Source organism: Mesorhizobium sp. B2-2-3, from assembly GCF_006442405.1.
Classification (GTDB): Bacteria; Pseudomonadota; Alphaproteobacteria; order Rhizobiales; family Rhizobiaceae; genus Mesorhizobium.
In genome coordinates this window covers 263,090-281,496 of record NZ_VFWC01000002.1, presented here as the reverse complement: position 1 = coordinate 281,496, position 18,407 = coordinate 263,090, and the positions used below count along the sequence as shown (strand labels likewise).

20 protein-coding genes are annotated in these 18,407 nt (G+C 64.0%); 9 read left to right on the top strand and 11 right to left on the bottom strand.

Features of this window, described 5'->3' with window-relative positions; all coding sequences use genetic code 11:
- The first annotated feature begins 167 nt into the window (after window positions 1-167).
- The 3 genes from rpoN to ptsN all read left to right on the top strand — a co-directional run bounded on the left by rpoN (window position 168) and on the right by ptsN (window position 3,060).
- On the top strand, window positions 168-1,694 hold the full coding sequence (rpoN, locus tag FJ951_RS04495; RefSeq protein WP_140513753.1) for an RNA polymerase factor sigma-54: 1,527 nt from the start codon (window positions 168-170) through the stop codon (window positions 1,692-1,694).
- A 264-nt stretch (window positions 1,695-1,958) separates the two neighbouring features.
- Window positions 1,959-2,537 carry a ribosome-associated translation inhibitor RaiA gene (raiA, locus tag FJ951_RS04490; RefSeq protein WP_140500197.1) on the top strand — a complete coding sequence of 193 codons (579 nt, stop codon included), beginning with the start codon at window positions 1,959-1,961 and terminating at the stop codon, window positions 2,535-2,537.
- A 58-nt stretch (window positions 2,538-2,595) separates the two neighbouring features.
- Window positions 2,596-3,060 carry a PTS IIA-like nitrogen regulatory protein PtsN gene (gene ptsN / locus FJ951_RS04485; RefSeq protein WP_135898701.1) on the top strand — a complete coding sequence of 155 codons (465 nt, stop codon included), beginning with the start codon at window positions 2,596-2,598 and terminating at the stop codon, window positions 3,058-3,060.
- A 67-nt stretch (window positions 3,061-3,127) separates the two neighbouring features.
- Here the strand turns inward: ptsN and FJ951_RS04480 are convergent, their stop codons facing one another.
- Together FJ951_RS04480 and FJ951_RS04475 are read right to left on the bottom strand one after the other, a co-directional pair.
- On the bottom strand, window positions 3,128-3,397 hold the full coding sequence (locus FJ951_RS04480; protein ID WP_140500195.1) for a DUF1150 family protein: 270 nt from the start codon (window positions 3,395-3,397) through the stop codon (window positions 3,128-3,130).
- Window positions 3,398-3,473: 76 nt separating this feature from the next.
- Window positions 3,474-3,899: an Hsp20 family protein gene (locus FJ951_RS04475; protein WP_013893014.1), complete on the bottom strand. Its 426-nt coding sequence runs from the start codon at window positions 3,897-3,899 to the stop codon at window positions 3,474-3,476.
- Between the two features lie 301 nt (window positions 3,900-4,200).
- On the opposite strand from FJ951_RS04475, the gene FJ951_RS04470 reads away from it, so the two are divergent.
- Window positions 4,201-5,142, top strand: coding sequence for a nucleoside hydrolase (locus FJ951_RS04470; protein WP_140500193.1), 942 nt, complete (start codon window positions 4,201-4,203; stop codon window positions 5,140-5,142).
- A gap of 172 nt (window positions 5,143-5,314) precedes the next feature.
- On the opposite strand, the gene FJ951_RS04465 is transcribed toward FJ951_RS04470, so the two are convergent.
- The 4 genes from FJ951_RS04465 to FJ951_RS04450 all read right to left on the bottom strand — a co-directional run bounded on the left by FJ951_RS04465 (window position 5,315) and on the right by FJ951_RS04450 (window position 9,434).
- Window positions 5,315-5,929 (bottom strand): LysE family translocator, encoded by a 615-nt coding sequence (locus tag FJ951_RS04465; protein ID WP_140500192.1) that lies wholly within the window; start codon window positions 5,927-5,929, stop codon window positions 5,315-5,317.
- A gap of 110 nt (window positions 5,930-6,039) precedes the next feature.
- Window positions 6,040-7,479, bottom strand: coding sequence for an amidase (locus FJ951_RS04460; RefSeq protein WP_140513752.1), 1,440 nt, complete (start codon window positions 7,477-7,479; stop codon window positions 6,040-6,042).
- Window positions 7,480-7,488: 9 nt separating this feature from the next.
- The gene (locus FJ951_RS04455) at window positions 7,489-8,394 is read right to left on the bottom strand and encodes a ribokinase (RefSeq protein WP_140513751.1); all 906 of its coding nucleotides are present in this window, start codon (window positions 8,392-8,394) and stop codon (window positions 7,489-7,491) included.
- Window positions 8,395-8,555: 161 nt separating this feature from the next.
- Complete coding sequence (locus tag FJ951_RS04450) at window positions 8,556-9,434, bottom strand: bifunctional helix-turn-helix domain-containing protein/methylated-DNA--[protein]-cysteine S-methyltransferase (RefSeq protein ID WP_140500187.1); 879 nt, start codon at window positions 9,432-9,434, stop codon at window positions 8,556-8,558.
- A 114-nt stretch (window positions 9,435-9,548) separates the two neighbouring features.
- Between FJ951_RS04450 and FJ951_RS04445 the strand changes: the two genes are divergently transcribed.
- Complete coding sequence (locus FJ951_RS04445) at window positions 9,549-10,364, top strand: class I SAM-dependent methyltransferase (protein WP_140500186.1); 816 nt, start codon at window positions 9,549-9,551, stop codon at window positions 10,362-10,364.
- Window positions 10,365-10,409: 45 nt separating this feature from the next.
- On the opposite strand, the gene FJ951_RS04440 is transcribed toward FJ951_RS04445, so the two are convergent.
- On the bottom strand, window positions 10,410-10,904 hold the full coding sequence (locus FJ951_RS04440; RefSeq protein ID WP_140500184.1) for a DUF2244 domain-containing protein: 495 nt from the start codon (window positions 10,902-10,904) through the stop codon (window positions 10,410-10,412).
- Window positions 10,905-10,926: 22 nt separating this feature from the next.
- Here FJ951_RS04440 and nth point away from each other — a divergent pair, with 22 nt between their 5' ends.
- On the top strand, window positions 10,927-11,730 hold the full coding sequence (gene nth / locus FJ951_RS04435) for an endonuclease III (protein ID WP_140500181.1): 804 nt from the start codon (window positions 10,927-10,929) through the stop codon (window positions 11,728-11,730).
- A 1-nt stretch (window position 11,731) separates the two neighbouring features.
- Here the strand turns inward: nth and FJ951_RS04430 are convergent, their stop codons facing one another.
- From FJ951_RS04430 to FJ951_RS04420, 3 genes are all read right to left on the bottom strand, one after another.
- Window positions 11,732-13,240: a tripartite tricarboxylate transporter permease gene (locus tag FJ951_RS04430; RefSeq protein ID WP_140513750.1), complete on the bottom strand. Its 1,509-nt coding sequence runs from the start codon at window positions 13,238-13,240 to the stop codon at window positions 11,732-11,734.
- Window positions 13,241-13,250: 10 nt separating this feature from the next.
- On the bottom strand, window positions 13,251-13,712 hold the full coding sequence (locus FJ951_RS04425) for a tripartite tricarboxylate transporter TctB family protein (RefSeq protein ID WP_140513749.1): 462 nt from the start codon (window positions 13,710-13,712) through the stop codon (window positions 13,251-13,253).
- Between the two features lie 75 nt (window positions 13,713-13,787).
- Entirely contained in the window at window positions 13,788-14,765 is a 978-nt protein-coding gene (locus tag FJ951_RS04420) for a tripartite tricarboxylate transporter substrate-binding protein (protein ID WP_140513748.1), read from the bottom strand.
- Window positions 14,766-15,074: 309 nt separating this feature from the next.
- Between FJ951_RS04420 and FJ951_RS04415 the strand changes: the two genes are divergently transcribed.
- Window positions 15,075-15,614: a GNAT family N-acetyltransferase gene (locus tag FJ951_RS04415; RefSeq protein ID WP_140513747.1), complete on the top strand. Its 540-nt coding sequence runs from the start codon at window positions 15,075-15,077 to the stop codon at window positions 15,612-15,614.
- A 112-nt stretch (window positions 15,615-15,726) separates the two neighbouring features.
- Here FJ951_RS04415 and FJ951_RS04410 read toward each other — a convergent pair whose 3' ends face one another.
- Complete coding sequence (locus FJ951_RS04410; protein WP_224680568.1) at window positions 15,727-16,575, bottom strand: IclR family transcriptional regulator; 849 nt, start codon at window positions 16,573-16,575, stop codon at window positions 15,727-15,729.
- Between the two features lie 183 nt (window positions 16,576-16,758).
- Between FJ951_RS04410 and FJ951_RS04405 the strand changes: the two genes are divergently transcribed.
- Both FJ951_RS04405 and FJ951_RS04400 read left to right on the top strand, forming a co-directional pair.
- A complete protein-coding gene (locus tag FJ951_RS04405) occupies window positions 16,759-17,736 on the top strand; it encodes a tripartite tricarboxylate transporter substrate-binding protein (RefSeq protein WP_140513746.1) in 978 nt (325 codons plus the stop codon).
- 130 nt (window positions 17,737-17,866) lie between these two features.
- A complete protein-coding gene (locus FJ951_RS04400) occupies window positions 17,867-18,403 on the top strand; it encodes a tripartite tricarboxylate transporter TctB family protein (RefSeq protein ID WP_140513745.1) in 537 nt (178 codons plus the stop codon).
- The last annotated feature ends 4 nt before the right edge of the window (window positions 18,404-18,407 follow it).

Genomic DNA, 18,407 nt, shown 5'->3' with positions numbered 1-18,407 from the left:
TTTGCCTGTCAGGGGCCGCTTTTTCGTGATTTTGCTCCGGGATAACGCTCCGGTAAGCGGGTTTTGCTAGCGTTTGCCTTGACAAGCAAAAGCCGGGCCAGTTTCTATCGGTTCGCGAAAATTCCTTCCGGCAGTCCGGATGCAGACGAGGCGTTTGAAACCGAACCATGGCGTTGGCGGCGAAACTACAGCTACGACAGTCGCAGTCGCTGGTGATGACGCCACAGCTGATGCAGTCGATCCGGCTGCTGCAGTTCACCCATGCCGAACTCGAGCACTTCATCGACGAGGAGATCGAGCGCAACCCGTTGCTGGAGCGCGCCGAGCCGCAGGACGACGCCGCCAGCGACCAGGCGCCGAGGACCGAGGCGGCACCGGAAACGGCCGACGACGGCGACTGGTTCGAGACCGAAGCGGGATGGAGCGCCGAGGCGATCTCGGAAAAGCTCGACACATCGCTGGAGAACCTGTTCCCGGACGACCCGGGCACCAGCGAGCGGCTCGGACCAGACCTCACGGCACAGTGGAAATCGGCGACCGGCAATGGCGGCACGTCCTCGTCCGAAGGCTTCGATGCCGGCGACATGGCGGCGACCGCGATCACGCTGCGCGATCATGTCAGCGAGCAGATCGCGCTCGCTTTCGCCGATCCGGCGGCGCGCCTGATCGCCGGCGAACTCGCGGACGGCCTCGACGAGACCGGCTATATGCGCGCCGATATGGCTGAGATAGCCTCGCGCCTTGGTAGCGGCGCCGACGCCGTGGCCAAGGTGCTGTCGGTGTGCCAGACCTTCGAGCCGTCCGGCCTGTTCGCCCGCGACCTTGCCGAATGCCTGTCGCTGCAACTTGCCGTGCGCGACAGGCTCGATCCGGCGATGAAGGCGCTGATTGCCAATCTCGAACTCCTGGCGCGCCGCGATTTCCACACGCTGAAGCGGATCTGCGGCGTCGACGAAGAGGACCTGCTGGACATGCTGGCCGAGATCCGGGCGCTCGATCCGCGGCCGGGCATGGCATTTTCGGGCGGCGCCAGCGACGCCGTCATTGCCGATGTCGAGGTGCGCGCGGCCAATGACGGCAGCTGGACGGTCGAGCTCAACGCCGAAACGCTGCCGCGCGTGCTGGTCGACCACATCTATTTCGCCCAGGTTTCGCCGCACGCCAAGAACCAGGCCGAAAAGGATTTCCTGGCCGAGTGCCTGCAGAACGCCAATTGGCTGACGCGCAGCCTCGATCAGAGGGCAAAGACCATTCTCAAGGTCGCATCGGAGATCGTGCGCCAGCAGGATGCCTTCCTCGTCCATGGCGTGCGCCAGCTGAAGCCGCTCAACCTGCGCACGGTGGCCGACGCCATAGGCATGCACGAATCGACCGTCAGCCGGGTCACCGCGAACAAGTACATGCTGACGCCGCGCGGCGTGTTCGAACTGCGCTATTTCTTCACCGCCTCGATCGCCTCGTCGGGCGGTGGCGAGGCGCATTCGTCGGAAGCGGTGCGTGACCGCATCAAGCAATTGATCGACGAGGAAAAAACCGTCGACGTCCTGTCCGACGACGCGATCGTCGACATGTTGCGCGAAAGCGGCGTCGATATCGCCAGGCGTACGGTCGCCAAATACAGGGAAGGCATGAATATCCCGTCCTCGGTGCAGCGCCGGCGCGAGAAGCGGGCCCTTGCCAGCGCCGGGCGCTAGGTTCGGCGATTTCCACAGGGTTCGTGCTTCATTGACAAGCTGCGGTGAAGTGGCTAGAAGCCCGCCCGCATGAGACGGGCTCGGCGCCCGCTAGCGGATGGTCCGTCACGACAATGGCCTAGGGATGGTCAAGAAGGCGGCTTGTGATCAACCGGAAAGTTTGGATTTAAATCGGCGCGAGTGACGCCGCAAAGCTTGTGCGCACGGACCACGAGTATAAACTCCGGCCAGTTTGAAGCCTGAGCAAGGAAGGTCAGTTTTCAGATGAATCTGCGCATATCGGGAAAACACATGGATATCGGCGATGCGTTCCGTACGCGCATCAACGATCGTGTCGGCGAGGCGATCGGCAAATATTTCGACCGCGGCTTTGCCGGACATGTCACCGTCATCAAATCGGGCTCGCGCTATTCGGCGGATTGCATGATCCGGCTGGATTCCGGCGCTTCGCTGCAGGCGACCGGCGATGCCCAGGACCCGACGCTGGCTTTCGAGGCCGCGGCGGATCGTCTGGAAACCCGGCTTCGGCGCTACAAGCGCCGGCTGAAATCGCACAATTCGGGCAATGGCGAGCTCACCGATATCGCCTACACGGTGATGGCGCCACTCGCCGATGACGACGAGGACATTCCGGAGGATTTTGCGCCGGCCATCGTCGCCGAATCGACCATGACGCTGAAGACCATGTCGGTGGCGTCGGCGGTCATAGAACTCGACACAAAGGACAGTCCGGTCTTCGTCTTCCGCAACGCCGGAAACAATCACGTCAACATCGTCTATCGCCGGCCGGATGGGAACATCGGCTGGATCGATCCGTCCACGACCAAGGTCGCACAGGGATAAAACCGGCCGCACGAGGGGTGGGGACTGGTGACGGCAGGCGAACAAGGGATTTTCAAGTATGGATCTGAGCGATCTCATCAACGTTCCGGCGATATTGCCGGCGTTGAAGGCGAACTCCAAGAAGCAGCTTCTGCAATTGCTGTCGGAGAGGGCGGCCGCGATTTCCGGCATTCCGGAGCGGGAGGTGTTCGACACGATCCTGCAGCGCGAGCGGCTCGGCTCGACCGGGGTCGGCAACGGCATCGCCATTCCGCACGGCAAGCTGGCCGGCGTGAAGCGCATCGCCGGCGTGTTCGCCCGCCTGGAGACGCCGGTCGATTTCGAGGCGCTCGACGACCAGCCGGTCGACCTGGTGTTCCTGCTGCTGGCCCCTGAAGGGGCCGGCGCCGATCATCTGAAGGCGCTGTCGCGCATTGCGCGGGTGCTGCGCGACGCCGATACGGTGGCCAAGATCAGGGGAACGCGCGACGCCGTGGCGATCCACGCGCTTTTATCGGACACCCAGGCCTCGCACGCGGCCTGACGTTTTCTGGATGAACAATGGTAGGGCCGCCACGGGCGGCCCCGTTCGTTTTCAGCGGAAAATCGCCTTAATGAATGGCGACCGTGGTCAGGTCGTTTTCCATGGCGCCGGCCAGCGCGCGATCGCGCGCATCTGAAAGCAGGATCGGCTGGCCGTTGGCGGCAAACAGCGCCCACAATTCCATGCCGGGCGCGATTTCGCCAATGCCCGGGAAACGGCCGAGCAGTTCCTCGCTCGTAACCTTGCGCAGATAAGCGACCGAGCCCTCGCCGAGATGGGCGAATTCACCGCTGGTCATGGTGGGATTTTGTGTAGGATTTTGGTCAGTTCTGGTCATTTCAAGCCTCCTTGGCGCGAGACGCCGCCCTGGTTCTGGGCAGTAGGCCATCCCGCATGAGAGCCATCGGCAAAGATCAGTCTTTCACCGATATGTTTATTTTCCGTACCAGCCGCTCGGACTCGGGCCGATCGAGATCGATCGACAAAAGGCCGTTCTTCAGCTCCGCCGCAATCACCCGCATGCCGTCGGCCAGCACGAAGCAGCGCTGGAATTGGCGTGCGGCGATGCCGCGGTGAAGAAATTCGCGCTCGGTATCGTCGGTCTGACGACCGCGCACGACCAACTGGTTTTCCTCCGTGGTGACATCGAGATCGCTTTCGGCGAAACCGGCGACAGCGAGCGTGATGCGCAGCCTTTCGGCCTTGCCGTCGGCGCCGCTGAGCCGCTCGATGTTGTAAGGAGGATAGCTGTCACCGGATTTCGCCAGGCGCTCCAGCGTCTTTTCCATGGCGTCGAAACCCAGGAGAAGCGGGCTGGAGAAAGGCGTCATTCGGCTCATGTTACATTGTCCTCTCAAGAGCGACATAAACTGGAAAAACCCAGATGGCATTTTTCCCGATGGTCTTGATATGGTCCGCCCCACGACCAAGTTCAAGCCATCAAAACACCCGCCCAAAAAGACCACGTCGTGGACTCACAAGAATGATCGACATGGCGCTTGAAACGGCAGTGAGATGCAAGGAGAAGCGCTGCGCCGGGATTCGTCCCCCGGGCGGAGCGGTTCGGCAGCTCAAGGCCGGTTCGGTGCGTTTCGCATGCTCGCTCGGACGCATGAGCTCATGGCCAAACAAGGAATTGAAATGCCCCAAACACGCAAGATCATCATCGACACGGATCCTGGCCAGGACGATGCCGTCGCCATATTGCTGGCGCTTGGCAGCCCCGAGCTGGAGATCGTCGGCATATCAGCCGTAGCCGGCAACGTGCCGCTGAACCTTACCGAAAAGAACGCCCGCAAGATCTGCGAACTGGCCGGCCGACCCGACATCAAGGTCTATGCCGGCGCCGTCCGTCCGCTGGCGCGTGAACTGGTTACGGCCGAGGCGGTGCATGGCCAAACTGGCCTCAACGGGCCACAATTGCCCGAACCGACGATGAAGCTGCAGGATAAGTACGCCGTCGATTTCATCGTCGAGACGCTGATGAAGGAAGAGAGCGGCAGCATCACGCTGTGCGCTCTCGGGCCGCTCACCAATATCGCGCTGGCGCTGATCCGCGAGCCGAAGATCGCGCCGCGCATCAAGGAAATCATCCTGATGGGCGGTGGCTTCTTCGAAGGCGGCAATGTCACGCCGGCGGCCGAATTCAACATTTATGTCGATCCGCACGCGGCCGAGGTGGTGTTGAAATCCGGCATTCCGATCGTGCTGATGCCGCTCGACGTCACCCACAAGGCGCTGACCACCGCCAAGCGCACCCAGGCCTTTCGCAAGCTCGGCACCAAGGTCGGTACCGCAACGGCCGAGATGCTGGAGTTTTTCGAGCGTTTCGACGAGGAGAAATACGGCACCGATGGCGGGCCGCTGCATGACCCCTGCGTCATCGCCTACCTGTTGAAACCGGAGCTGTTCAAAGGCCGCAACTGCAATGTCAGCGTGGAAACCAGCTCGGAACTGACCATGGGCATGACCGTGATCGACTGGTGGGGCGTCACCAAGCGGGAAAAGAACGCCAAGGTGATGGGCGACATCGACCATGACGGCTTCTTCGCGCTGTTGCTGGAACGGCTGGGGCGGCTTTAAATCCGCCTCCTTACCTTCTCCCCTTGCGGGAGAAGGTGGCCTCGCGAAGCGAGGCCGGATGAGGTTGTTCCAGGGAACGCCAACGCCTCACTCCGCTGGAGCACCCCTCAACCATCTCGGCGCTGCGCGCCGATCCACCCTCCCCACAAGGGGGAAGGAAAGGCGGCGGTGCTTACTTCGACCGCGAAAACGCCAGCCACAGGCCGCCGCCGACCATGAAGCTGCCGCTGATCCTGGACAGGAGCTTGACGCGGCGGGCGGACAGGATGCGACCGGCGCGGCCGGCGGCCAGCGCATAAGTCGAATCCGACATGGCGGCGAAGATCATGGCGGTGAGGCCCATGACGGCGATCTGCAGCGAATAATTGCCTTGCGGCGCGATGAATTGCGGAAAGAAGGCGCCGAAGAAGATCAGCGTCTTCGGGTTGCTGAGCGCTACCAGCAGGCCCTGCAGGAAAAAGCCGCCGCGCGGCTTCCGCGCCGTTCCGTCGGCGTTCAGCTTGCCCTTGGACCGGAACATCTGCACGCCCATCCAGATCAGGTAGGCGGCACCGATCAGCCGCACCCATTCGAACCAGTGCCCCATGCCCGATATCAGCGTGTTGAGGCCGATGCCGACGATGGCGATCATGACCGCCAGGCCGGCCTGCGTGCCGGCGACATTGGCCAGGCCGGCGCGGGCGCCATGACGGATGCTGTTGGCGATGATCAGCGTGACCGTCGGCCCTGGCACCAGGATGATGACGACGCACGCAAGGACATAGGCGGCATAGAGTTCCAGCGACATGATTTTTCCCTCGGGGAGAATGCCGCCTGTGCGGCGCCACAATCAATGCACGGCGGCGATGCCGGTGCAAGCCGGCACATGGAGCCGCGCGATACGCAGATGCACCGGATTCAGGCGCCGGACGGCCACGGCAGTGTCGTCTCATAGGCCGCCGCCGCCTTCAGCACAGCCATGTCGCCACGCGGCCGGCCGATCAGCTGCATGCCCATCGGCCGGCCTCTGGCGTCGAAGCCGACCGGCACGCTGACGGCCGGGCAGCCGCCCATGGTGGCGGGCGCCGAAACCTGCATCCAGCGGTGATAGCTGTCCATCGGCCGGCCGGCGATCTCGCGCGGCCAATGGGTGCCGACGTCGAACGGAAAGACTTGCGCGGTCGGCAATGCAATCAGGTCGAAGCGGTCGAACAGCGACAGCAGCGTCCGGTACCAGGACGTCCGGACGACCGAGGCGGCGCGAATCCGAGGCGCCGTCAGGAGTTGCGCGTTCTCCACCTCCCAGACGGCTTCGGGCTTCAACAGGGCGCGCCTGGCAGGATCGTCATAATGCACTTTCAGCGCGCAGCCGCTGCTTGCCTGGCGCAACGTCACGAAGGCCTGCCACAAGGCCTCGAAATCAAAATCCGGCACCAGTGCCTCGGCCTTGAACGAGGCCTCCCCGAAGCGGTCGAGCGCGGCCTGGCAGAGCTCGAGGATGCCGGGCTCCATGGGCAAATGCCCGCCCAGATCGCCGAGCCAGGCGACACGGCCGCCTTTGGCGGGCATATGCAGGCCTTCGAGGAAGGAGCCTTGTTTCTCATAGGACAAGGGTGCGCGCGGATGATGGCCCGCCTGCACGTCGAGCAGCAGCGCCATGTCGCCGACATTGCGACCCATCGGCCCATCGACGCCCATCTGGGCATGAAAGACCTCGACGTCCGGGCCGCCGGGGACGAGCCCCTGCGATGGCCGGAAACCATAGACATTGTTCCAGGCGGCTGGATTGCGCAACGAGCCGCCGAAGTCGCTGCCGTCGGCGACGGGCACCATGTCCAGCGCCAGCGCCACCGCGGCGCCGCCGCTCGAGCCGCCGGCGCTCAAATCTGGATCAAAGGCGTTCAGCGTCGGGCCGAACACGGGATTGTAGGTGTTGGAGCCGAGGCCGAATTCGGGAACGTTGGTCTTGCCGATGATGATGGCGCCGGCCTTGCGCATGCGCTCGACGAAGAAATCGTCCTCCTGCGGCACGAAATCGGCGAAGATCGGCGAGCCGAAGGAGGTGCGCAGGCCGCGGGTCATTGCGAGATCCTTGACCGCGATCGGCAGGCCGAAGAGCGCACCGGCCCGGTCCGGACGGGCATCGGCTGCGTCGGCCTCGCGCAGGATATCGCTACGATCGCGCAAGGAAACGATGGCGTTGACGAGCGGGTTGACGGCTTCGACGCGGTCGAGGAATGCCGTCACGACCTCACGTACCGAAAGTTTCCTTTGCCGGATCGCGTCGGCCAGTTCGACGGCAGACAGGCGGCAGATGTCGCCGGCCGGTGGCGCGGCATGCTTTGTCTGGGGGCGCATTCTGTCGTCTCAGCGGGATTTCAGGAGTGCCTGGTCGACATCGGCGGCCAACGGGATGGCCGGCTGGGCGCCCGGCTTCAGGCATGCCAGCGAGCCGGCCGCGCCGGCCCGGGCGAGCGCCTGTTCGAGGGGCAGGCCCGACGACAGGCCGGCGGCGAAATAGCCGCAAAAGGTGTCGCCTGCACCAACCGTGTCGACCGGGGTGATCTTCAATGCGGGAACCGTCAGGGAATCGGTCGGCGTCGCCGCCATCACGCCGTCGCCGCCGAGCGTGACGACGATGGTGCGGCCGGTTTTCCCGGCAAAGTCGCGCATCCGTGCCGCGTGGTCGCGCCCGCTCAGCGACAGCACCTCGCCATACAGGTCGAACTCGGTCTCGTTGGCGACGACATAGTCGGCCTTGCCGAGTAAGCCGGCCGCGTCGCGATGGAAGGGTGCGGTGTTGAGCACGGTGACGGCACCGGCCGCGCTTGCCTGATCGAGCGCGGCTTCGACGGTCGCAAGCGGGATCTCGTGTTGCAGGAGCACGACATCGCCTTTTCGGGGGAAGGCCTTGGCCAGGTCGCCGGGCAGCACCGAGGCGTTGGCACCCGGCACCACGGCGATAATGTTCTCGCCATCGTCGCCGACCATGATCAGCGCGGTGCCCGTCGAGGCAAAAGTTTCGCCCACGCCAGACAGATCCACCTTGGCCTGGCGCAGCAGCGCCAGGGCCTCGCCGGCGAAACTATCCTTGCCGACGGCTCCCACCATGCGCACCTTGGCGCCGGCGCGCGCGGCGGCCAACGCCTGGTTGGCGCCCTTGCCACCGGGCGCGGTGGCGAAACCGGAGCCGCTCACCGTCTCGCCAGGGCTCGGCAAGCGGTCGACATTGGCAATAAGGTCGAGATTGATCGAGCCGACGACGATGATCAAGGAATGCCTCCTCATGAATGAGCGGGAAGCTATCCTGTAAGATCGTTGCTTTCCAGTGCATGCCGATATGGCAAGCGCCGCGGTGCCGCGTCATGCGAGTCAGCGGGGCGTCGTCGTTTTCCACGTGACAATGCCGGCGGAAGTTGCCGGCGTTCCCGATTTCAAGAGGTGACCTGTCCAGCCTCCCAGCCCAGAATGGCGCGCTTGCGGGTCAGGCCCCAGTGGTAGCCGGTGAGGTCGCCGGATTTGCCGATGGCGCGGTGGCAAGGCACCACGAAGGAGAGCGGGTTGGCGCCGTTGGCGGCGCCGACGGCGCGGCTGGCGCTCGGCGCGCCGATGCTGGCGGCAATCGAGGAATAGGTGCGAGCCTTGCCCATCGGAATCTGGAGCAAGGCCTCCCAGACGCGAACCTGGAAGTCGGTGCCGATCATCACGACATGCAGCGGCTGGTCCGGGCGCCACAGCGTCGGGTCGAAGATGCGTGCGGCGTAGGGACCGGTCGCGGCCATGTCCTCGACATAGACGGCATTCGGCCAGCGGCTGGACATATCGGCGAAAGCGGCGCGTTCCTCGCCCGGATCGCTAAAGGCGAGGCCGGCAAGCCCGCGGTCGGTGGCCATGATCAGGGCGGTGCCGAATGGCGAGCTATGATAGCCATAGCGGATGGTGAGCCCGGCGCCGCGCGTCTTGTAGTCGCCCGGCGACATCGCCTCATGGGTGACGAACAGGTCGTGCAGCCGGCCGGGGCCGGACATACCGAGCTCGAATGATGTTTCAAGCAGCGGCATGCCGGAATCGAGCAGCCTGCGGGCATGGTCCAGCGTCACCGCCTGCAGGAAAGCCTTGGGCGAAAGGCCGGCCCAGCGTGTGAACAGCTTCTGCAGGCCGGTCGGCGTCTCACCGACCTCCTCTGCAAGCTCCTCGAGGGAAGGCTGGTCGCGATAGTCGAGGCTGATCTTCTCGATGGCGCGGCGCACGATTTCGTAGTCGCTGCCTTCGGGCGTGATGTCCTTCTTGAGGACTGCTGTCTGTGTACTCATGGGACTTCTCCTTGAGCCGGAATATCAGCCCTTGGGGCGCCGATCGCCACCCGAAACTTGCCTTCTTGCGGCGCATACCCAGATAAACTCTGGTTTTCGGGCCCAGGAGTCGCCATGGCGGGTGAAAAGGTAAATCTCGCCGGCGCGAAAGAAACCTTGCTGATGACGCTCTACGGCAAGGCGCTGGAAAGCCGGATGCCCCATTCGCTGCTTGGGGATCGTTTCGCCGACGAGGCGGTGCGCAAGATCGACTATGATTTCTCAAGGCTCAAGGTCGACAGCAATCTCGGCATCGGCCTGGCGATCAGGGCAAAGACGCTGGACGTCCGCGTCGAGGAGTTTCTGGCCAGAAATCCTGATGCCATCGTGCTGCATCTGGGGTGCGGGCTCGACACGCGCATCTTCCGGGTCAATCCGCTACCAGGCGTCGACTGGTTCGATGTCGACTATCCGGAAGTCATTGAACTCAGGCGCAAGCTTTACCCGCCGCGCGACCGCTATCGCCTCATCGCTTCGTCGGTAACAGAGCCGGACTGGCTGGCTGAAGTGCCCCGGAACCGACCGGCCATCGTGGTGGCGGAGGGGCTGACGCCCTATCTCCCGGCCGAGGAAGGGTTCCGCCTGTTCTCGCGCCTGGTCATACATCTTGCCGGCGGCGACCTGATTTTCGACGCTTACAGCGGTTTCGGCCTGAAGCTGCTGCGCCTCAATCCGGCGATCAGGGCGACAGGCGCCGAGGTCCACTGGGCGATCGAGGATCCGCACGAACTGGAACTGGCTGTCCCGAAGCTCCGATTCATCGAAGACATCCCGGCCTATGGACCTGAACACGCCGCCCGCATGGGCTGGCCCGCGCAGCTGTTCGTTCGGCTTTGGAAATACATTCCCGCACTGCGCAAGATCGGCAGGCTTTTGCGCTATCGCTTCTGAAACGTCGTACCCTTGTTCGACGCGGTCCGGACGCAAGCTGTTCGGCTAGCGCGCCTTGGCGGTGGCGAGCGCACGTGAAAAGGCGGTGGCGAAGCTTTCGCGGGAATCGGGGTCGAGAAAGCCGCCGATCGCCACGTTTTGTCCCTGCGCCTCGACCGCCATCCGGGTGATGCCGATTTCGGCGTGACGGGCGACCGAAAAGCGCGCCCAGAACGGGTTGAAGCGGTGCGCTTCCGATTTTCCCGACGGCGCGGTCTTGCGGATATCGAGGCTGGTGCGCGAGATCGACACCTCCTCGCGGGCGCGGGCGGCACGGTAGTTCATGCGGAAGGCAATGTAGACGGCGACAACGTCCAGACCGAAGAAGCCGAAAACCGGCCAGGCGCCGCGCGACAGGAAAAAAGCCCCGGTCACCAGCCAGCCGAACAGCAGCGCGACCATCAGCACGGCGAAGCCGGTCTTGCCCAGCGACCGGTGCGGGGTCAGCAAGGCGCTGAAGAAGGGTTCGTCCGCCTGGAACGAGGCATTTGTGTCGTTCATATCTGGATATTATAGGAAGGAAATGGCAAGCCCCAAGTCCAAAGTACCCGCACAATCCGAAAAGAAGCCACCGCCTGGACGGCGCGACGGCTCGAACGCCAAGCCGAGCCCCAGGCCGGCCCGATCCAGAACGCTCTACAGTCCGGCGGAGGTGCACGAGATTTTCCGGCGCTTTGCCGTCCAGCGGCCGGAGCCGAAGGGCGAGCTCCAACATGTAAATCCCTTCACCCTGCTGGTGGCCGTCGTGCTGTCGGCGCAGGCGACCGACGCCGGCGTCAACAAGGCGACGCGGGCGCTGTTCAAGATCGCCGATACGCCGCGCAAAATGCTGGATCTGGGTGAGGCCAGGGTCGGCGACTATATCAGGACCATCGGTCTGTGGCGCAACAAGGCCAAGAACGTCATCGCGCTGTCGCAGGCATTGATTCGCGATCATGGTGGCGAGGTGCCGGACAGCCGGGACGAACTGGTCAAATTGCCGGGGGTCGGGCGCAAGACCGCCAACGTCGTGCTCAACATGGCCTTCGGCCAGCACACGATGGCCGTTGACACGCACATCTTCCGCATCGGCAACCGCATAGGACTGGCGCCCGGCAAGACGCCCGACCAGGTCGAGCAGGGGCTGTTGAAGATCATTCCCGACGAATATATGCGCCACGCGCATCACTGGCTGATCCTGCATGGCCGCTACGTCTGCAAGGCGCGCAAGCCGGATTGCCCGGCCTGCGTCATCGCCGACCTCTGCAAGGCGCAGGAAAAGACGACCAGCGTGCCGGCGCCGCTGGTCGAGATCGCTCCGCTCGAGGAAGCGAGCGGAATTCAATAAGTTAACTCTCCTCCACAAACACCTCTTCGCGCTTCTTCTTGACCGCGGGCAGGAAGACGATGACGAGCACGGCGAGCGCGATGAGGAGCAGGCCGGCGCTGATCGGTCTCGTCACGAAGGCGCTGGGATCGCCACGCGACAGAATCATGGCCCGGCGGAGATTTTCCTCAAGCAGGGGGCCAAGCACGAAGCCGAGCAGCAGGGGCGCGGGTTCGCAGCGCAGTTTGGTCAGGAGATAGCCGAGGAAGCCGAAAAAGGCGACGGCGTAGAGGTCGTAGACATTGGTGTTGACGCTGTAAACGCCGATCGAGCAGAACGCCATGATGATCGGGAAAAGCACGTAATAGGGGATGGTGAGCAGCTTCACCCAGAGCCCGATCAGCGGCAGGTTCAGGACGATCAGCATCAGGTTGCCGATCCACATGGAGGCGATGATGCCCCAGAAAAGCGCCGGCTGTTCGGTCGCGACATTCGGGCCGGGCACGATGCCCTGGATGATCATCGCGCCGATCATCAGCGCCATGACCGGATTGGCTGGAATGCCGAGCGTCAGCATGGGGATGAAGGAGGTCTGCGCGCCGGCATTGTTGGCCGATTCCGGCCCGGCGACGCCTGCGATCGCGCCCTTGCCGAATTCTTCCGGGTTTTTCGATACGCGCTTCTCGACCGTGTAGGAGGCAAAGGCCGCAAGGATCGCGCCGCCTCCCGGCAGGATGCCGAGCGCTGAACCAATGATCGTTCCGCGCACGATGGGCGCCGCCATGCGCCTGAAGTCGTCGCGGGTGGGCATGAGCCCTGAAACCTTTCGGATCATCACCGAGCGCTCATGCTCGTTCTCGAGGTTGCGCAGGATCTCGGCAATGCCGAAGACGCCGACCGCCACGGCGACGAAATTCAGCCCGTCGGCATATTCGGGGATGCCGAGCGTGAAGCGCGGCGTGCCGGTGTAGATATCGGTGCCGACAATGCCGAGCAACAGACCGAGCACGACCATCGCCAGCGCCTTGACGATCGAACCGTGCGCAAGCGCGACCGACGAGACGAGGCCGACGACCATCAGCGAAAAATATTCGGCCGCGCCGAACTCCAGCGCGATCGAGGTCAGCGGCGGGGCGAAGATGGCGACGAGGAAGGTCGACACCGTGCCGGCGAAGAACGAACCGATCGCCGCGATCGCGAGTGCCGCGCCGGCGCGGCCGTTCCTGGCCATCTGATAGCCGTCGATCGCCGTGACGGCCGAGGACGATTCGCCGGGCATGTTGATGAGAATGGCCGTGGTCGAGCCGCCATATTGCGCACCGTAATAGATGCCGGCGAGCATGATGAGGGAGGAAACCGGGTCGCCGATCTGAAAGGTGATCGGCAAGAGCATGGCGATGGTCGCGGTGGCGCCAATTCCAGGCAGGACGCCGATCAGCGTGCCAAGAAGGACGCCGATCAGGCAGAAACCAAGGTTCGTCAGCGATGAAGCGGTCGAAAAGCCGAGCGCCAGATTGTCGAGGAGCTCCATGCTCATCTCCTCACAATGGCAGCCATGGGCCAAAGCGTCGGAACGGAAGGCCGAGTGCGTAGCTGAAGACGAAAAATGCAAACAGGGTCAGGCCAGCCGACAGCACGAACGCGGTCAGCGGTTTCATGCGGCCGCTGGCGAACGATGCGATCAGCGCCGTCAGGAAGATTGACGGAATGAAGCCGAGGCCGCGCACCGTCAGGCCGAAGAAGATCGGAGCGGGAAGGATGAACAGCGAGCCACGCCACGCAATGTAGCCGATCGGATCGCCCTCGAATCGCACCGCCTGGAAGAGGATGACGAGGCCAAGCAGGATCAGCACGATCGCCAGCACCAGCGGGAAATAGCCCGGCCCCATGCGGAAGGCGGTGCCGATTTCCAGGCCGAGCGACTGCAACGCGAAAAATGCGCCGAAAACGATGAACAGCGCAGCGCATATGCCGTTCGTCCTGTCGATTGCGAAAGCCTTCATGACATTCCTCCCAAGCTGCGGGCGCGCGACGATACCGAAGCGAAAACGGGGCGCCGGCGGCGCCCCGTTCAAAACTCAGTCGGCGTATTGGCCGGCGGCTTCGATGATCGGCTTCCAGCGCGCGATCTCGTTTTCCAGCTTGGCCTTCAGCGCGGCCGGCGTCGCGTCGGCCTGCGGCGACGGCCTGGTGCCGAGCTCGGCGAAGCGGGCGGCGACGTTCTCGTCCTTCAGCGCGACCTGCAGGGATTTCGACAGCCGTTCGGTGATCTCCGCCGGAGTGCCCTTGGGGGCATAAAGACCGTGCCAGATGCTGACCTGCACGTCGGGAAGGCCGGCTTCCGTCGTCGTCGGGACATCGGGCAGCACATCGAGGCGCTCCGGCGAGGTGACGGCGTAAGCCTTGATCGTGCCGCCCTGGATCTGCTTGGTGGTGTTGGTCGTCTGGTCGCACATGATGTCGACCTGGCCGCCGAGGAGATCGGTCATGGCCGGGCCGGTGCCCTTGTAGGGGACGGTGACCAGCGGCGTCTTGATAGCGCTCATGAACAGCATGCCGCAGAGATGCGAGGCAGCACCTATGCCGGCATTGGCTACGGTGACGCTATCCTTGTTGGCCTTGGCGTACTCGACCAATCCCTTCAAATCGGCCGGCTCGAGGTCCTTTCGGCCAACGATGGTCATTGGCACCTCGGTGACGAGGCCGACATATTCGAAGGCGTTCAGCGTGTCGTAGGCGAGCTTTCGGTAGAGTGTGGCACTGGTGGCCATGCCGATGTGATGGAGGAGCAGGGTGTAACCGTCCGGCTCGGCCTTCGCGACGCGGCCAGCGCCCAGCGTGCCACCGGCGCCGCCGACATTCTCGACGATGACCTGCTGGCCGAGATCCTTGGACATGGCTTCCGCGACAAGACGCGTGACCGTGTCGGTCGGGCCGCCGGCCGCAAACGGCACCACGACGGTGATGGTGCGTTCGGGATAGGTTTGCGCGCCTGCGGCGACGGGATAAAGCATGACCGCCACGGCGGCAGCCAGAGCGGCGACAAATCTTCTCATCGTGATTTCCTCCCAGAGCTTAAATCTTCAACCGCCGCGCGGAGTTCTCCTCGACACCGGCTGCACGGATACAACTAGGGCAGGCTAACAGATTGCAATCGTACTCAAATGGCAAAGTGCTGATATCCGCAACCGTTCTGGCTGGCGGCCCATGAGGCGCGGCCGGACCATCGGAGGAACGACTGTCCCGGCTGGATCGAGACACGCCAAGCGCGCGCCGTCTGTCTGGAAGATGATCCGCGCCGGCCTGGCCCTTGCTCGCGGCCGGTGATTTGCTAGGTGCTTTGCAGGTTTGAGCGAGGGCGACCCATGACCCATCACGACACAAGCGGCGTTCCGATTATCGAAACGACGCGCGCCATCCTGCGAGCGCACCGGCTGGAGGATTTCGACGCCTATGTCGCCATGTGGGCCGATCCGGTCGTCACCCGCTTCATCGGCGGCAGGCCGCGCACGCGGGAAGAGAGCTGGATGCGCTTCCTGCGTCACGCCGGGCTCTGGTCGCTGCTCGGCTACGGTTTCTGGGCGATCGAGGACAAGGCGACGGGCCGTTTCGTCGGTGAGGCCGGGTTTCACGACCTCAAGCGCGATATGGAGCCGCCGATAGAGGGCATTCCGGAGGCCGGGTGGGCGCTCGCTCCGGCCGCCCACGGCGCCGGCCTCGCCACCGAGATCGTCAGCCGCGTGCTTGGCTGGGGCGACGAGACCTTCGGACGTGGCAAAACCGTCTGCATCATCGACCCCGAAAACACCGCTTCCTTGAACGTGGCGACGAAGTGCGGCTACCGGGAGGTGGCGCGGACCATCTATCACGAAACCCCGACCATCCTGCTGGAGCGGTTGGCCTGAGCACTCGCCAAGTGCCTAAAGCGCGCGGCGTCGAAACGGATTCATGCGCTGCGCTTAGCTTTCTTGTTTTACGTCGTTCTCCCAAAGCCGAGGTCCCTTTGGGCGGCATGCATTAGCGGTCGTTCCGCAAGGGCGTCGAAATGATCCGAGAACGCCGTCTGCTCCTGATAACCGCGCCGGGACTGGCATTATCCGTTTGCACCGCGGCTTCGCGAGCCGCTTCATCGAGCATCGAGGCATCCTCGCCGAAGGCGCGGGTGGCACGGGCCGCCGCCTCGAGCAGCGGCCGCCGCATGCGCCGCAGGAAGGCCGCGTCGACGCGTGTGCTCGGGCCGGCCAGGGTCAAGGCGCCGAGCAGAACCCGCCCAGGCCCGAACACCGGCGCCGAGACGCCCGCCGTCTGCGGGTCGCGGTCGCCGATGGCGAGGCAGTTGCAGGTCTTGCGGATGGTTTCGTACGGTTCGCCCGGCTGTCCGGAAAACGCCGCCAGCACACGCCCGCCGGAGCCCACCAGCAACGGCAGGACGTCACCCTCGCGGATCGTATAGCGGATAGGATGCTTGGACTCGACGCGATAGAGACAGGTGCGCACGTCTCCCGACCGGACATAGAACGCAACGCTTTCCCAGCTTAGCTCGCAGAGATCGCGCATGATCGGCAGCAGGATGTCGACCGCCACGACCGACCGCTGATAGAGCGCGCCGAGCCGGAAGCTGGCCGGCCCGATGCGGTAGCGTCCGTCGTCCAGGCGTTCGAGCAATTGTCCGCGCAAAAGCGAATTGGCCAGGCGCAGAATGGTGCTCTTATAGAGGCCGGTTCGGGCCGCGATCTCGGAAAGGCTGAGCGAGCGGTCCGCCGTGGTGAATGCATCGAGGATGGCAATGGCCCGGTCAAGCGCGGCAACACCGTCGGCTGACGCGCTCCGGATTTCGATGCCAGCTGGTTTGCCTGCCGAATTCATTGGTTCCCAGTCGAACAAAGGTCGAGCGGCGCGATTGTGTCGCGCAGCTCAAGCATTCTGTCCAGCAGAATATCGTTCCTGTTGACGGAACGCGGTAAAGTCTGCTTGAACTCAAGCACGGGTCTGGTTTCAGGCGCGTTTTTGGCGGGCACCGGAGGAGGTGTCGTGATTTGGAGGAATCCCATGCTGAACAGACGCAAATTTTTGATGAGCACCGCTGCCGCGGGGGCCGCCGGGCTGGTGGCGTCGCGTCTTTCTCCCGCCTTTGCCCAAGGCACGCCGCAGATCCAGATTTTCGTGCCGGCGGCGCCCGGTGGCGGCTGGGACCAGACCGCGCGCACGATGGACCAGGTGCTGCGCAGCGAGAAGCTGATCTCCGGCTCGCAGATCACCAATGTCGGCGGCGCCGGCGGCACGGTCGGGCTGCCGCAATTCATCAGTCAATGGAACGGCAAGGGCAATTCGCTGATGGTTGGCGGCATGGTCATGGTCGGCGCCATCATCGCCAACAAGGCTGCCAATAATTTGACGCAGGTCACGCCGATCGCCCGGCTCACCGGCGAGTTCGAAGCGCTGGTGGTGCCGGCGGCCTCGCCGTTCAAGACGGCCGCCGACTTCGTCGCCGCGCTTAAAGAGGATCCGACGAAGGTTCCCGTCGCCGGCGGCTCGGCCGGCGGTTCGGACCATATCCTGTTCGGCCTGATCGCCAAGACGGCGGGCGTGCCGGCGACAAACCTGTCCTACGTGCCGTTCGCGGGCGGCGGCGAGGCGCTGTCAGCGCTGCTCGGCAACCAGGTGGCGGCGGGCATTTCCGGCTTTGGCGAGTTCTCCGAACAGGTCAAGGCCGGGGCGCTCAGGCTGCTCGCCATTTCCGCCGACAAGCGGCAGGAGGGCATCGATGCGCCAACGCTGAAGGAAGCCGGCATCGACGTCGAACTGTTCAACTGGCGCGGCGTCTTCGCACCCCCCGGCGTCTCCGATACCGATAAGGCGGCGATGATCACGCTGGTCGAGACCATGGCCAAGAGCGATGCCTGGGCCACGGAATGCAAGAACCGCAACTGGACGCCCATCCTGCTCACCGGCGACGACTATGCGAAGTTCCTTGCCGAGGATACGGCTCGCATCGAAGCCATCCTCAAGGATCTCGGGCTCGCCTGATTTCCCTGAAGGGGGCGGGTCCATGGTCCGCCCTTTTTCCTCCCGCCGTTCGCATGGACATGCGATCCACCGGGGATGAAGATAGGATAAAAGCCGGCTGTGAGACGCCGGCTGTCTTGGGAGGACATTCATGAGCACCAGCGACCAGCAGGCTGCGTCCTCGCGCCTTGCCGTACCCGAACTGCTGATCGGCATCGGGCTTCTGGCCTGTGCCGGGGCGGTCGCCTGGCAGACCTTGGCGATCCCGGTGTCGCCGCTCTACTCCAAGGTCGGCCCGACCGTCTTTCCCTACCTCACCATGTTCGGCCTGGTGGTTCTTTCGCTCCTGCTCATCGTCGCCGCACTGCGCGGCGGCTGGCAGCCGGAGGAGGAAAAGGAGACGCCGACCGACTGGAAGGCGATGGGCTTCGTCGTCATCGGCCTTGTCGCCAACCTGCTCCTGATCCAGCCGCTCGGCTTCACCGCGGCATCCGTCATCATGTTCGTTCTGGTCTGCTACGGCTTCGGCAGCCGGCATACGCTGCGCGATGCGCTCACTGGCCTCGTGCTGGCGCTGGCCGCCTATTTCGGCTTCGCCAGGGCGCTCGGCGTCAATATCGGCGCCGGTTTCATCGAGAACCAGCTGAATACGGTAATCGATGCGTTCACCAGCACGCTGAGGGGCTGACGCC